Below are 14,434 nucleotides of genomic sequence, written 5' to 3'. Positions count from 1 at the left end.
AAAAAAATACGTTAGGTGGATGGAAAGTAAAACATTCAAACAAATAGGAATAATTTTGTTTGTAGAAAAAAAGCCTTGTTTTATATGTATAGAGAAGCTTTTTACCAGTAAAGTTTATGAACTGTACAAAACCTATAGGATATTCCTCCATAAATATTTGTAAAGAATTGAAATCATCTTCTTGTTGCTGCTCTAGCTTTTTCATTAATTGACATTTCCCCTTACAACTTGATTGAGGTTTGTCTTTGTTAATACAAAGAACTGTTGAAATATAATCGTAATTAATAGCATATTCCACGAACGGTGTTATGGGGCGCAACATGGCAACCATATATAAAAAAACAAATAAATATGTAATTAATTGTTTAATCAAAACGTACTAATGGACAAATTTTCTGCAAAGGTATTTTACTTTTAATAAAGAAGCTACATAAAAGGTAAATTTATTTTATTTTTATTTGTTCTAAATAAATTTGTTACATTTGCGTCATATTTATATAAGATGATTGTTTTTTATACTGAAAATAAAGGGGTTACATCTTTGGTTTCTGAGAAATCGGATACCTGTGATCGTATTTGTATTGCCAATTGTGTAAAACCAAAGAGTAGATGTTGTAATAAATATCAAAAAAAAGGCATCAACTGTAAGCGATGCCCTTTAACTTTTGATATAAAAGCTGCTTCTTAAATTAAGCGACTTTTAATAAAAAATAACTTTTCTTTCCTCGTTGTAATAATACATACTTGTTAGCAATCAAGTCTTTTGAGCTAATAGTATAATCCTCTTTAACTTTTTCTTTGTTAACAGAAACAGCATTTTCTTTTAGAGCTCTACGGGCATCTCCATTAGATTTTAGGAAATTAGTTTTTCCTGCTAAAGAATCAACCATGGTTAAACCTTGTTCAACGTCTTCTTTAGAAACTTCTGCTTGAGGAACACCATCAAATACATCTAAGAAGGTTTGTTCATCCAAACTTTTTAAAGCTTCTGCAGTAGATTTTCCAAATAAGATATTGGAAGCAGCAATTGCTTTGTCATATTCTTTTTTACCGTGTACAAGAACGGTTACTTCTTCTCCTAAGCGTTTTTGTAATATTCTTACGTGGGGAGCTTCCTTATGTTCTTCAATTAAAGTATGGATTGTTGATTCATCTAAAAAAGTGAAAATTTTGATGTATTTCTCAGCATCTTCATCAGAAGTATTTAACCAATATTGGTAAAATTTATAAGGAGATGTTCTTTTAGCATCTAGCCAAACATTTCCACCTTCTGATTTCCCAAATTTAGAACCATCTGATTTTGTAATTAATGGGCAGGTAATAGCATAGCCTTTTCCTCCTCCAACTCTACGTATTAATTCAGTTCCTGTAGTAATATTTCCCCACTGATCAGATCCTCCCATTTGAAGGGTAGCAGAGCTTTCTTTATATAGATGCAAGAAATCATACCCTTGAACCATTTGATAAGTGAATTCAGTAAAGGACATTCCTTCTTTTGATTCCGCACTAATACGATTTTTCACAGAATCTTTTGCCATCATGTAATTTACAGTAATATGTTTTCCTATATCGCGAATAAAATCTAGAAATGAAATATCTTTCATCCAATCGTAGTTATTCACCAAAATAGCGGCATTATTTTCATTACTTTCAAAATCTAGAAAATGACTTAATTGTTTTTTTACACATTCTTGATTGTGGCGTAATGTTTTTTCATCAAGTAGATTTCGCTCAGATGATTTCCCTGAAGGATCTCCAATCATTCCTGTAGCTCCTCCTACTAAGGCAATTGGCTTATGGCCACAACGTTGATAATGTGCTAGTAGCATAATAGGAACCAAGTTTCCAATATGTAAAGAATCAGCTGTTGGATCAAAACCAACATAGGCACTTCTCATTTGTTCCATAAGGTGCTCTTCTGTTCCTGGCATGCTATCATGTAGCATTCCTCTCCATTGTAATTCTTTAATAAAATTTTTCATTATGTATCATGCGTTTAGGTACGCAAATATACTCTTTTAAAAAAAACAGGCATAAAAAAATAAATGGTTAGAAGCCTTTTTTACAAGAGTGGTTTACTTTTTTTTATCTAAAAAACAACTGTATTTAGTGACTGTTTGATATCTTTAGTGTCTTAATTCATAAACCCATAAAATAATAAAAAATAGGAATGAAAAAATTATTGAAACCTTTATCGATTGTCGCTTTTATAGCTAGTTCATTAATCTTTACAAGTTGTACTGATGATGGAAATGAAATTTTTAAAGACATTGATGATAACACGGATAAGAATTACGAGATAATCGTAAATCCTACGAATGCTGCTTCAGAAGAAAGAAGCATTGATATTGTTGCCCAAGCAGGAAGTAAGGTAAAAGTAAAAGTAAGCTTTACAGGTGATAAAAAGATGCGTAGGATTTACATGACAAAAAACGTTTTTAGTAGCCATCAAGGTCCTCAGCCTTATGAATACCCTTTAGGAAGTAAAAAAAGTGATGGTTCTATTGATTTAGATGGTGATGATAAAGATTCTTTTAACTTTACTTTTGATTTTGATACCCCATCAAGAGCGGATGATGTTGTGCAGTATGTTATTTGGACAACAAATGATAGAGGGGATTTTAGAGATATATCTAAAAGAAACTCCATTGCAGAGGATGCTTATGGTACTATCACTATTAAAGCGGGTAACGGTGCGCAAGCTAGTGGTTTTACGAGCTTTACACAAACGATATTAGCAGCTCCATTAGCAGATGGTACTTCAAAAACTTTTCTTTCATTATTTAATGAAGAAGTGTATAAAATTAATGATGGAACCGAAACTTTAGCTTTATGGGATTTTGGTTATTTTTATGGAAATACAACAGGAGCTTCTTTTTATTCTGTAGCTGATTTTCCAAAAGTATTTAAGAAAGATGGAGCTGAAGGGTTACATGTTTCTGAGTTTGTGGGGGCTGACTTGGCGGAGTTGAATAAGTTTTATTTTAAGATTTCTACTGCAGATTTTGATGCAGTTGCCTCGGGAGCAGATTTAGATTTTATAGAGCAGCCTGCTAGTCAACGTATTCAACGATTAGAGGTTGGAGATGTTGTGGAGTTTGTAGATCAATATGGAAATAAAGGGTTGATTAAGGTAGTTGCTATTAATGCTGGTGCTGGTTCTGCTGGAAAAATTACTTTTGATGTGAAAGTTCAGGTAAACGCGATTCCTGTAAAACAATAAGGAAAATCGATATAATTTTTAAGAAAGCCATTTTTAATTAAATGGCTTTTTTTTTATGCTTATTTTTGAAGTATGATTTTAGTCACTGGGGGAACAGGTTTGGTTGGATCACATTTATTGTATTATTTGACAGAAGCCAATCATCGTATTAGAGCGATTTATAGAACTGAAGAAAAAATTGAAAAGGTTAAAAAGGTGTTTTCTTTTTATACTGATGATGTATTAGGAAGATTTAATAAAATAGAGTGGGTACGGGCTGATATTACGGAGCTTCCTTCTTTAATACCTGTATTTGAGGAGGTAATACAGGTGTATCATTGCGCGGCGTTGGTTTCTTTTGACCCTAAAGATTATAGGAAAATGCGTCAAGTAAACATTGAAGGAACTGCTAATGTTGTAAATTTATGTATTGATAAAGGTATTCAGAAAATATGTTTTGTGAGCTCCATTGCAGCTGTAGGAGACTCCATAGAAGGAAAGTTGATTACAGAAGAGAATGAATGGATTGAAACAGGTGAAAATCATGGGTATGCTATTACTAAATATGGGGCAGAAATGGAGGTTTGGAGAGGGAGTCAAGAAGGAGTTGATGTTGTTATTGTAAATCCAGGAGTAATCTTAGGGAGTGGTTTTTGGGAAGAAGGTTCGGGAAAGCTATTTGCACAGGTTTATAATGGGCTTCGGTTCTACACAGAAGGAGTCACAGGATTTATTGGCGTGCAAGATGTAGTAAAGGTAATGATAAGTTTAATGAAGTCTTCCTCGAAAAATGAACGATTTATTCTAGTGTCAGAAAATAAATCTTTTAGAAATATTCTGTTTTTAATGGCAGATTTTTTTCAAAAGAAAAGAGCATTCATTAAAGTAGGGAAGCTAGTTACGTCCATTGTTTGGAGAATGGATTGGCTGCTTACTATAATAACAGGCAAAAAGCCTTTCTTGGTTAAGAACACTGCAAAATCTTCTCATAACGTATCTTATTATTCTTCAGCTAAAATAAAAGGAAGGTTACATATTGAGTTTACACCTATTCATAAAGTTGTTCAAGAGGTTTGTGAGAATTATTTAAATTGACTTTTGTTTTTTTTGAATCGCATTGTTTTTGTAGGAACTATCGTGTCAACTTCATCTTTAATTTCTTTTCGCTTTTCGGCATCCAATGAATCTTTGGTTCTTAGTTCTTTTTCGTATTTTTTTTGAAGTGTATCAACGTTTCTTTTAACAGCCTTTAAAATTTCATCATATACTTCTATTTTAGAAGTATAGTAAATATTACTTTCATAAAAACGGAGGCTATCAATTTTAAATTTTTGATATACTAAAGGGAGGTAGTTTTCCCTTCGTTTAAGATAAATATTTTTTTCTTGTCTGGCCGAAGCAGCAATAAATAAATCCGTTAGCAAATAGACCATTGTATCTTTTGGGATGAGTCCTTTTGGTTTTTCGTACATTGTATTGCTTGTACAAGAAACCAAAAAGGACACCACTATTATATATATGTATATTTTCATTTATCTATTAAAGGATAAGCGTTTTCCTTTTATTTCTTCATTAAACTTTCCTTGATTGTACATTAAATTGCCATTTACAAAGGTATGTGTAATTTCTGAAGAAAACTCGGTTCCTTCAAAAGGAGACCAACCACATTTGTATAATATATTTTCTTTAGATACTTTTAAAGAGCTGTTAGGGTCAATCAACACTAAGTCGGCATAAAACCCTTCTTTTATAAACCCTCTTTTTTCTACCTTAAAAATTTTAGCAGGATTGTGACACATTTTTTCTACAGCTTTTTCAATAGAAATAACTTGCTCTTTTACCTTTTCAAGGATAGCAAGTACAGCGTGCTGTACTAAAGGTCCTCCACTGGGAGCTTTAGTATATACATTTGATTTTTCTTCTAAGGTATGAGGTGCATGGTCTGTGGCAATGATATCAATTCGGTCATCCAGTAAAGCTTTCCATAATCCGTCTTTATCTTTTTGCGATTTTACAGCGGGATTCCATTTGATGTGAGTTCCTTTTTCATCGTAATCAGTATCTGTAAACCATAAATGATGTACACAAACTTCTGCTGTAATTTGTTTTTCTTCTAAGGGGATGTCATTACGGAATAAGTGCGTTTCTTTTTCTGTAGATAGGTGGAATATGTGTAGGCGAGCACCTGTTTTTTTTGCTAATTCAATAGCCTTAGAAGAAGATAAATAGCAAGCTTCTTCACTTCTGATAATGGGGTGGTATTTGATAGGGATATCATCTCCATATGTAGCTTTAAACTTAGCGGTGTTATTTTTTATAGTGGCTTCATCTTCACAATGTACAGAAATAATCATTTTGGTTGATGAAAATATTTTCTCCAAGACTTCTTCATTATCAACAAGCATATTTCCAGTAGAAGATCCTAAGAATAATTTAATCCCTGCTACATTTTTAGGGTCTGTTTTTAGGAGTTCCTCTAAATTATCATTCGTTCCTCCAAACATAAAAGAATAGTTTGCATATGAGGTTTTCGAAGCTATTTGAAATTTATCTTCTAATAGTTTTTGAGTAGTTGCTTGAGGAACGGTATTGGGCATTTCTATAAAAGAGGTGATACCTCCAGCGATAGCGGCTTTACTTTCTGTTGCAATATTAGCTTTGTGGGTTAATCCAGGTTCGCGAAAATGAACTTGATCATCAATCATTCCTGGAATTAAGTATTTTCCCTCCGCATTGATAACAGTGCTGTTTTCTGAAGGGGTAATGTTTTTTGAAATTTTTGAGATCCATTCGTTTTCGATTAAAACATCACCTATAAAGGTACTGTTTTCATTAACGATTGTTGCGTTTTTTATTAAATAGTTGTTCATGTTATCGTTTTGGTAATCCTTTTATTTTCATTTTGATAACTCCAAATAAAGCTTCATAAAAAATACTTCCGCTCATTTTAGACTCACCTAATGTTCTGTCTGTGAAAATTACAGAAACTTCTTGTATTTTAAATTGATGTAACCATGCTTTAAATTTCATTTCTATTTGAAAAGCGTATCCAACGAATTTGATTTTGTTTAATTGAATAGTTTCCAATACCTTTCTTTGATAGCAAACAAAACCAGCAGTAGTATCATACACAGGTATCCTAGTAATAAAGCGAACATATTTTGAAGCAAAATAAGAGAGTAACACTCTGCTCATAGGCCAGTTGACAACGTTGACTCCAGTAGAGTATCGAGATCCTACTGATACATCGGCTCCTCCATTTTTACAAGCATCATATAATCGAATTAAATCGTTTGGATCGTGAGAAAAGTCAGCGTCCATTTCTATGATGTAATCATACTTCTTAGCAAGTGCCCATTTAAAACCATGAATATAAGCAGTTCCTAATCCATTTTTTTTTAATCTTTTTTCTAAAAAAAGCTGATCAGGAAAAGAAGCCTGCATTTTGCTAACAATTGCGGCAGTCCCATCTGGTGAATTATCGTCCACAATTAAGACATCAAATTTTTTCTTTTGATAAAAAACAGCTCGCAAAATAGCCTCTATGTTTTCTTTTTCGTTATATGTAGGGATTATTACAAGCGTATCTGACATAAAAATAAATTTCTTCTGCAAGTAAGGCAAAGATACACTAATTTATCACTAATTTTGTGTTAAATGGAGAGCTAAAAACATATTTGTGCAGGCAATTGAACGTGAAATTTTATTGGATAGTTGGATTACAGTGTTAGTAGTCATTGCAATAATTATGCTATCATTAATGAAGATGTTTAACCCCAAAAAGCTAGCTGGTTATACTTTTTCTTTTTTTACCAAAGGTTTTATGGTAAAGAGAGCGGCAGAAAACCTATCGCACTTTTCTTTTTTTTATATGTTATTGGTATTGTTTAGTTCGCTGGTATTATCATTGTTTTTTTATCTTCAAATGCCCCTAAGAAGAGGAAATCTCTATGATTTCTCTATGATAAATATCTTTATTATTAGTTTTATCTCTTTTCGCATTTTTACAGATATTTTACTCAGTAAGATATTGGGGGTTTTTAATGAGGTGAGATATTTTTTGTTAACTAAAGTAGGATATCTTTATACGCTGTGTTTGTGGTTGTTTCCTGTCATTATCATTAGATTATATGCTTGTGAAAATAATACTGTATTATTCGTTTTTTTTACCCTTTTAGTCGCTTTGAGATTCGTGTTAATTTTAGTAAATAACAAAAAGCTGATTTTAAGTCAGTTGTTTTATTTTATTTTGTACCTTTGCACACTCGAAATAGCACCGCTATTTATTCTTTATAAATTAACTATTAAATAAAGGAAAGATCTTATGAAAGTGAAAACTATTTTGGTATCTCAGCCAGCTCCAAAAACTGAAACTTCCCCTTATTTCGATTTGTCTGAAAAACACAAGGTGAATATTGATTTTCGTTCATTTATTCATGTAGAAGGTATTTCAGTAAAGGAAGTCAGAGGTCATAAAATTGACTTAAATAATTTTACAGCTATTATTTTAACTAGTAGAAATGCTGTAGATCATTTCTTTAGAATTGCTGAAGAAATGCGTTTTAAAGTACCAGATGATTTGAAGTATTTTTGCCAGTCAGAGGCTGTTGCTTATTATTTACAAAAGTATGTGGTATATCGTAAACGTAAGATTTATGTAGGTACTAGAACGTTTTCAGATTTAACGAAATTAATAAAGAAGCATAAGGATGAAAAATTCTTATTACCTTCTTCTGATAAATTAAAGCCGTCAATTCCTAAGGAGTTGGATGCTTTGGGAGTACATTGGAAAAGAGCAGATTTGTATAGAACTGTCGTGAGTGATTTATCTGACTTAGAAAATGTTTTTTACGACGTATTGGTGTTTTTTAGTCCTTCAGGTATTGATAGTTTATTCCAAAATTTTCCAGAATTTAAACAGAATAATACGAGGATAGCCGTATTTGGAAATACAACGATTAAAGCTGTTGAAGAAAGAGGTTTGCGTGTTGATATAGCAGCACCAACACCAGAAAATCCTTCAATGACGATGGCTTTAGAGAAATATATAAAGCAAGTAAATAAAAAATAATACTTATTTTTTAAGTAAAAAAAGAATAGCCTCGCATTTTGCGAGGCTATTCTTTTTTGTGTGAAGTTTTTTAGATGTTGTATAATTAAAATATTTTAGTAACTTCAATGGCTAGAAATTCTATCTATTCATATTGAGATATTTAGCTAAAGGATAATTGTTTTGTAATAAGAATTATTAGATAGTATATTTTTTTGAGGGGCACCTATGAAAAAGGATGTTTAATAAAATAGAGTTAGTGTGATTTGTGATGGTTGTAGTTAATCAAGTTTTTAATGATTTTTCTTACAAACTATTGCCTAATACCCTAATAGTAAAACTCAAGAGAATAAATATAAGTATGAATAGTAAGTTACTTTTGTTTAGTAGTTCTATATAAAAAGCTGATTACTTTTTCGTTGAGGCTTAGGAGCGCCTCTTAAGATTGTTATTCTACGTATATAAGTTTTATTTTTAGGGAAGGATTAAAATCATTATAAATTCTTTTTAGAGAAAATTATTTTAATTGTTAATGTAAAATATTTATAAATTATAATGAGTATTGTAGCAAAGTTATTTATAGGAAGAGAGGAGCGAGAATTACATTATGTAGATTTGGATTATGAACGCTATACGCGTAAAACAGGGAGACCCTCCAGTGAGGTAATGGGAGGGTTTATTCAGCTTTGTTTTGTTCCAAAAGGAGATGAAGATTTTTATTTAAACTGGGCTTTTTCAGATAGAATGGAAGATAAGGATGTAGCGTTTCCTAATAGTTTATATACGATTAAAGATGGAGAAATTGCCTTTTATGAGGGAGATTTCAATGGAAGGACCTTATTTAAGTATAAATTTAATGATTGTACGATTATAAGCTATCGAGAATCTTTTAGTAACAAGTGGGGAATGGAAACGGAAATTGTACTTTCAGCAGGAATACAACGTTACAAAACAAATCACCCTTTTATAAAGCAATGGAATGAAAAAAAGAATGCACCCCTTGTTAAAAAAGGAATGAAAAAAAGAAAGGAAATGCCTTCGATTCCTAAGAAGCAAAATAAAAAAAGAACGCCTGCTATAACTTCTATAGCTTGGGTAGATGTTCAGAAGCAAGTTATTAAAGAAACTGGATATAAAACTAGCGTAGGATTGAAAATAAATTTTGAAAATGAAAATGGAGGGAAGGTCAAGCTTAGGGTTAAGAAAAAAGATGGAACTGATTTCGATAACCAAACCAAAGAGATACTCATAGAAGAAAGCGTACAAGGGGATGTCCTTTTTGTAAATGACATAGAAATTAAAGAAGCGTGGGAGAAAAATGTTAAAAAAGGTAAAATAAACAAGCTTGTTGTAACGGCAGAATATAATGGTAAAGAAAAGAAAAGTGAATCATTACATATATTATCGGAATCAAAGGTATTGGTTAACTTTAGAGTGCACGAAAAGTATAAAGGAGAATTTGGGTTTGACTGGATACGAGTGGGAGATACTGGGAAAAAAGGAGATACTAAATATAAGGATATAATTGGAAAATATAACAGAGGTAAAAGGTTTGTACAAAGCAACGCGGAATACACGAAATTACAAAATAAGTTTGAGCGTTTTAGTCATCCTGTAAAGAAAGGAGAAGACTATACAATTCCTATATTGACATTATTGCCAGATAAAAAGGCAGTTTTTTCTCTAAATGTAGAAATTCTTAATACGATGCCCAAAAAAGTGGAGTTGAAATATGATAAAACATACTTTAAATTAAATAAGGATGAGATCTCGTATAAAAAAATAGGGAAAAAAACGCTAAAGGATTATCTGGAAGTAAAATGTATAAAAGAATTTGCTTCTGATCAATATATTGAAGTGGAAGCTGATGGAGAACTTTCAGGTAAATTAAAAATATTAGCAAATGATAAACCGCATAGGTATAGAGCAGACATAGCGTTTGTTAATGTGACTACGAAATTAGGAAGAAAGCCTAAAACAGGAAAATCTTCAAAAGGACAGAGCGAATTTACTAAATATTTTAATCAAGCCTTAGCCAATGCTAACTATGAGGTTGTAGATTTAGATTTATCTACCGATATACAGTTTAATCGAAAATATTCATCAAAAGGAGCTCTTATTGATGCAGATGAAAATCATTTTCAAGATTATTTGAATAATGCATTGAAATCAAGAAAAAAGAAAGATTATACAAAGTATTATAAAATCTATTTTATAGATGAAGACGGTGGTGGATTGTATGGAATGGCATATGATATACCTGCACCTAAAAACTCTCGTTCGGTTATTGTGCTAAAAGCAGGGCTTGAAGATAGTACATTGGCTCATGAAACCTTCCATGCAATGGGATTGTATCATACTTTTGATAATAATAGTGAGTTTACCTTTAAAGAAGATAAAACAAATAATATTATGGATTATTCAGACATGTCATTTGATAAAATTCCTGTTGTAAGTACCTACCATTGGCAATGGGGAATTATTCATAATAATATAGAAAAAGAATAATAAGATGAAAACAATGTTATATATAGTGCTGGTAGTATCAACAATATGCAGTTGTAATTCTCAGCATAAGAAAAAAAGATATAAAATGATGGAAAGTTTTGATATAGAAGTTTTTGATAAAAATAAAAATGCAATGAATGAGTATATATATCAATTAAATGATGATACGGTTGTAAAACAGCAAGAATTAAGTGAATGTTATTATAGTTTTTTAAAAGAAAAAAAGAACTTATTTGAATATGTTTATGAATACCGAAAGGATGGTGTTTTAAAATCGTCTTTTAGGTCTTTTCCAAATGATTTTATAGCAGGTATATTAAGAGAATATGATGAAAAAGGAATTTTAGTTAAAGAAGAAGATTTGGAGAAGCCTTTTGTTTATTCTTGGGAAGATATTCAGAATTATTTGTTTAACCATAAGGTGGAAAATATTCAGGAGCAAGTGGTTCGTATATCAAGATGGAGTGATGAGGAAGCAACAACTTGGACACTTGATTTTTATGGAGAGTATGATGATGTAAAAGGTCGTTTTGTGGTACTTCTTAATGGTATAACGGGAGAGGAGTTAGAAGTTAAAATGTTTAAAGGAAAAGGAGTTGTAGGGAAAACAGGAACTAAAGCAGTTTACGACATTCTTTATAAGAAGTAAAATAAGAGATTATTGGGTGAATTTGATTAAAAATGAAGTAGTTTACACTTTTTTGTATGCCTGCAAATTTGTTTTATTTTACCCTGATTTTAGCTTTTTGTCACAACGTAGCTAAAGGCTATCTTACTGAAAAAAAACTAAATTTTCGCTTCAAAACAAGAAGTTGAAATCACTTCAATAAAAACAAATAATAGCATTTTGTAGTAAAAATACTATTTAAACCGATTCTAAATATTAAACAAAACAAAACTGAATGTTTGTAGGGTTGGGCGATTCGCCTTAAATTTGTGTTAATTATTTAATCAATAAACAAAATAATGGGATTACTAAAATCTTCTATCGGAAGAAAGTTTGCAATGGCACTTTCAGCATTCTTCCTAATGTTTTTCTTACTACAACATTTTGCAATTAACATTACATCAATTTTTCCAGATAATGGAAAAACGTTTAATGCATTATCTCACTTTATGGGAACCAACCCGTTAGTTCAATATGTGATGCAGCCAATTTTAATTTTTGGTGTCGTATTTCATTTTGTTATGGGGTTTGTTTTGGAACTTAAAAATAAAAGCGCACGTAAAGTAAGTTACGCTAAAAATAATGGAGCTGCAAACTCTACTTGGATGAGTAGAAATATGATCTATAGCGGTGGTTTTATTTTAGTATTTATAATCATTCACTTTATTGATTTCTGGTTTCCTGAATTAAATACAAAATTTATTCAAGGAGATTGGAGCGGTTTACATAATGGTGAGTTTAGGTACTTCCACGAATTGCAACACAAATTTGAGCCGATGTGGAGAGTTGCTTTATATGTTGTAGGATTTGTATTCTTAGCATTACACTTATTACACGGTTTCAATTCAGCTTTCCAATCTGTTGGAGCTAATAATAAATACACTAAAGGATTGAAAACATTCAGTAAAATTTATGCAATTGGACTGCCAATTGGATTTGTAATTATTGCATTATTTCATCACTTCAATCATTAATACGAAACAAGTATGGCAACTTTAGATTCAAAAATTCCAAAAGGTCCATTAAAAGATAAATGGACAACTTATAAAGATAAGATCGATTTAGTAAATCCTGCGAATAAGCGTCTGATAGATGTAATTGTAGTAGGAACAGGTTTGGCAGGAGGTTCTGCATCTGCAACTTTAGCTGAATTAGGATATAATGTAAAAGCATTTGCTTACCAAGACTCGCCTCGTAGAGCGCACTCTATTGCAGCACAAGGAGGGGTGAATGCAGCAAAAAATTATCAAGGAGATGGAGATTCTTTTTACCGTTTATTTTATGATACTGTAAAAGGAGGAGACTACCGCTCTCGTGAAGCAAACGTATATCGTTTAGCAGAAGTTTCTGCTAATATTATAGATCAATGTGTCGCACAAGGAGTTCCTTTTGCACGTGATTATGGAGGGCAATTAGATAACCGTTCTTTTGGAGGAGTACTTGTTTCAAGAACTTTTTATGCCAAAGGGCAAACAGGACAGCAATTATTGTTAGGAGCTTATTCAGCAATGAACCGACAAATAGCTCGTGGAAAGATTGAAATGTTTAATCGCCATGAAATGTTAGATGTAGTTATTGTAGATGGAAAAGCTCGTGGAATTATTGCACGTAATTTGGTAACAGGAGAAATAGAACGCCATTCAGCGCATGCCGTTGTAATTGCTTCTGGAGGTTATGGGAATGTATATTTCCTATCAACAAATGCAATGGGATCTAATGCTACGGCTGCTTGGAAAATCCATAAAAAAGGAGCTTATTTTGCAAATCCTTGTTATACTCAAATTCACCCAACTTGTATTCCTCGTTCGGGAGATTATCAGTCGAAATTAACGTTAATGTCTGAATCATTACGTAATGATGGAAGAATTTGGGTTCCAAAGAAGAAAGAAGACGTATTGGCAATTAGAGAAGGAAAATTAAAACCAACTCAAATAGCTGAAGAAGATAGAGATTATTATTTAGAAAGAAGGTATCCTGCATTTGGAAATTTAGTACCACGTGATGTTGCTTCTCGTGCAGCAAAAGAGCGTTGTGATGCTGGTTATGGAGTAAATGCAACTGGAGAAGCCGTTTATTTAGACTTTAAATCGGCAATTGACCGTTATGGTAGGGAGCAAGCTAAATTGAAAAATATTTCTAGCCCAACTGCTAAAGAAATTTATGATTTAGGGAAGGCAATTGTAGAAGCTAAGTATGGAAACTTATTCCAAATGTATGAGAAGATTGTAGATAATAATCCATATGAAACTCCAATGATGATTTATCCAGCAACTCACTATACAATGGGAGGTGTTTGGGTTGATTATAATCTAATGACAACTGTTGATGGGTTATATTGTATCGGAGAGGCAAACTTCTCAGATCATGGAGCTAACCGTTTAGGTGCTTCTGCTTTAATGCAAGGTTTAGCAGATGGTTATTTTGTTTTACCTTATACTATTGGAAATTATTTGTCTGGTGATATTAGAACTGGAAAAATACCAACGAACACGAAAGAGTTTGATGAAGCTGAAAGAGAAGTTAAAGAACGCATCCAGTTTTTTGTTAGCAATAAAGGAAAACATTCTGTAGATTATTACCACAAGAAGTTAGGTAAAATTATGTGGGAAAAATGTGGAATGGCTCGTAATGAAAAAGGTTTGAAAGAAGCAATGGTTGAAATTAAGGCTTTGCGTGAGGATTTCTGGAAAAACGTAACGGTTCCAGGAGAGGCTAATGAAATGAACCCTGAGCTAGAAAAAGCAGGTCGTGTAGCCGATTTTTTAGAGCTAGGAGAATTATTTGCTAAAGATGCTCTAAATAGAAATGAATCTTGTGGAGGTCATTTTAGAGAAGAGTCAGTTGAGTTAGATGGCTTACAAAAAGGAGAAGCAAAACGTAATGATAAAGATTATGCATATGTTGCTGCATGGGAATATAAAGGAGAGCCAGCAGATGCTGTTTTGCATAAAGAAGAGTTAGAGTTTAACGATATCGAATTAAAACAACGTTCATACAAGTAATAAGA

The 14,434-nt window shown here is 32.0% G+C and carries 13 protein-coding genes; 9 read left to right on the top strand and 4 right to left on the bottom strand.

The features are described 5' to 3' along the window. Positions 1–502 precede the first annotated feature (502 nt). Entirely contained in the window at positions 503–688 is a 186-nt protein-coding gene (locus tag MARIT_RS14575) for a hypothetical protein (RefSeq protein WP_024740226.1), read from the top strand. Position 689: 1 nt separating this feature from the next. Here MARIT_RS14575 and tyrS read toward each other — a convergent pair whose 3' ends face one another. Further along, the gene (gene tyrS / locus MARIT_RS14570; RefSeq protein WP_100211891.1) at positions 690–1,982 is read right to left on the bottom strand and encodes a tyrosine--tRNA ligase; all 1,293 of its coding nucleotides are present in this window, start codon (positions 1,980–1,982) and stop codon (positions 690–692) included. A gap of 188 nt (positions 1,983–2,170) precedes the next feature. On the opposite strand from tyrS, the gene MARIT_RS14565 reads away from it, so the two are divergent. Further along, complete coding sequence (locus MARIT_RS14565; protein ID WP_100211890.1) at positions 2,171–3,223, top strand: hypothetical protein; 1,053 nt, start codon at positions 2,171–2,173, stop codon at positions 3,221–3,223. 72 nt (positions 3,224–3,295) lie between these two features. Further along, the gene (locus tag MARIT_RS14560; RefSeq protein WP_024740222.1) at positions 3,296–4,297 is read left to right on the top strand and encodes an NAD-dependent epimerase/dehydratase family protein; all 1,002 of its coding nucleotides are present in this window, start codon (positions 3,296–3,298) and stop codon (positions 4,295–4,297) included. Here the strand turns inward: MARIT_RS14560 and MARIT_RS14555 are convergent. The 3 genes from MARIT_RS14555 to MARIT_RS14545 are packed head-to-tail and all read right to left on the bottom strand — an operon-like array spanning position 4,285 to position 6,796. After that, positions 4,285–4,674 (bottom strand): DUF4296 domain-containing protein, encoded by a 390-nt coding sequence (locus MARIT_RS14555; protein WP_231975162.1) that lies wholly within the window; start codon positions 4,672–4,674, stop codon positions 4,285–4,287. The genes MARIT_RS14560 and MARIT_RS14555 overlap by 13 nt on opposite strands. Positions 4,675–4,734: 60 nt before the next feature. Continuing rightward, positions 4,735–6,072, bottom strand: coding sequence for a dihydroorotase (locus tag MARIT_RS14550; protein ID WP_100211888.1), 1,338 nt, complete (start codon positions 6,070–6,072; stop codon positions 4,735–4,737). 1 nt (position 6,073) lies between these two features. After that, on the bottom strand, positions 6,074–6,796 hold the full coding sequence (locus tag MARIT_RS14545; protein ID WP_024740219.1) for a polyprenol monophosphomannose synthase: 723 nt from the start codon (positions 6,794–6,796) through the stop codon (positions 6,074–6,076). A gap of 85 nt (positions 6,797–6,881) precedes the next feature. Between MARIT_RS14545 and MARIT_RS16210 the strand changes: the two genes are divergently transcribed. From MARIT_RS16210 to MARIT_RS14515, 6 genes are all read left to right on the top strand, one after another. Next, positions 6,882–7,514, top strand: a complete 633-nt coding sequence (locus MARIT_RS16210; protein WP_024740218.1) for a DUF4271 domain-containing protein — start codon at positions 6,882–6,884, stop codon at positions 7,512–7,514. 12 nt (positions 7,515–7,526) lie between these two features. After that, positions 7,527–8,273 carry a uroporphyrinogen-III synthase gene (locus MARIT_RS14535; protein WP_024740217.1) on the top strand — a complete coding sequence of 249 codons (747 nt, stop codon included), beginning with the start codon at positions 7,527–7,529 and terminating at the stop codon, positions 8,271–8,273. Between the two features lie 534 nt (positions 8,274–8,807). Beyond that, positions 8,808–10,760: a type VI secretion system tube protein TssD gene (gene tssD / locus MARIT_RS14530; protein ID WP_100211887.1), complete on the top strand. Its 1,953-nt coding sequence runs from the start codon at positions 8,808–8,810 to the stop codon at positions 10,758–10,760. Positions 10,761–10,764: 4 nt separating this feature from the next. Next, positions 10,765–11,409, top strand: a complete 645-nt coding sequence (locus MARIT_RS14525) for a hypothetical protein (protein WP_157926300.1) — start codon at positions 10,765–10,767, stop codon at positions 11,407–11,409. Positions 11,410–11,723: 314 nt separating this feature from the next. Continuing rightward, entirely contained in the window at positions 11,724–12,401 is a 678-nt protein-coding gene (locus MARIT_RS14520) for a succinate dehydrogenase cytochrome b subunit (RefSeq protein WP_024740214.1), read from the top strand. A 12-nt stretch (positions 12,402–12,413) separates the two neighbouring features. Next, a complete protein-coding gene (locus tag MARIT_RS14515; protein ID WP_100211885.1) occupies positions 12,414–14,429 on the top strand; it encodes a fumarate reductase/succinate dehydrogenase flavoprotein subunit in 2,016 nt (671 codons plus the stop codon). Positions 14,430–14,434: the final 5 nt, after the last annotated feature.

The organism is Tenacibaculum maritimum NCIMB 2154, from assembly GCF_900119795.1.
GTDB classification, from domain to species: domain Bacteria; phylum Bacteroidota; class Bacteroidia; order Flavobacteriales; family Flavobacteriaceae; genus Polaribacter; species Polaribacter maritimus.
This window is presented reverse-complemented; position numbering and strand designations above follow the sequence as displayed.

Excerpts from the sequence above, each read along its gene's own strand:
- MARIT_RS14575 (WP_024740226.1), top strand. The coding sequence starts at position 503 with ATGATTGTTTTTTATACTGAAAATAAAGGGGTTACATCTTTGGTTTCT.
- tyrS (WP_100211891.1), bottom strand. The coding sequence starts at position 1,982 with ATGAAAAATTTTATTAAAGAATTACAATGGAGAGGAATGCTACATGAT.
- MARIT_RS14565 (WP_100211890.1), top strand. The coding sequence starts at position 2,171 with ATGAAAAAATTATTGAAACCTTTATCGATTGTCGCTTTTATAGCTAGT.
- MARIT_RS14560 (WP_024740222.1), top strand. The coding sequence starts at position 3,296 with ATGATTTTAGTCACTGGGGGAACAGGTTTGGTTGGATCACATTTATTG.
- MARIT_RS14555 (WP_231975162.1), bottom strand. The coding sequence starts at position 4,674 with ATGTACGAAAAACCAAAAGGACTCATCCCAAAAGATACAATGGTCTAT.
- MARIT_RS14550 (WP_100211888.1), bottom strand. The coding sequence starts at position 6,072 with ATGAACAACTATTTAATAAAAAACGCAACAATCGTTAATGAAAACAGT.
- MARIT_RS14545 (WP_024740219.1), bottom strand. The coding sequence starts at position 6,796 with ATGTCAGATACGCTTGTAATAATCCCTACATATAACGAAAAAGAAAAC.
- MARIT_RS14535 (WP_024740217.1), top strand. The coding sequence starts at position 7,527 with ATGAAAGTGAAAACTATTTTGGTATCTCAGCCAGCTCCAAAAACTGAA.
- tssD (WP_100211887.1), top strand. The coding sequence starts at position 8,808 with ATGAGTATTGTAGCAAAGTTATTTATAGGAAGAGAGGAGCGAGAATTA.
- MARIT_RS14525 (WP_157926300.1), top strand. The coding sequence starts at position 10,765 with ATGAAAACAATGTTATATATAGTGCTGGTAGTATCAACAATATGCAGT.
- MARIT_RS14515 (WP_100211885.1), top strand. The coding sequence starts at position 12,414 with ATGGCAACTTTAGATTCAAAAATTCCAAAAGGTCCATTAAAAGATAAA.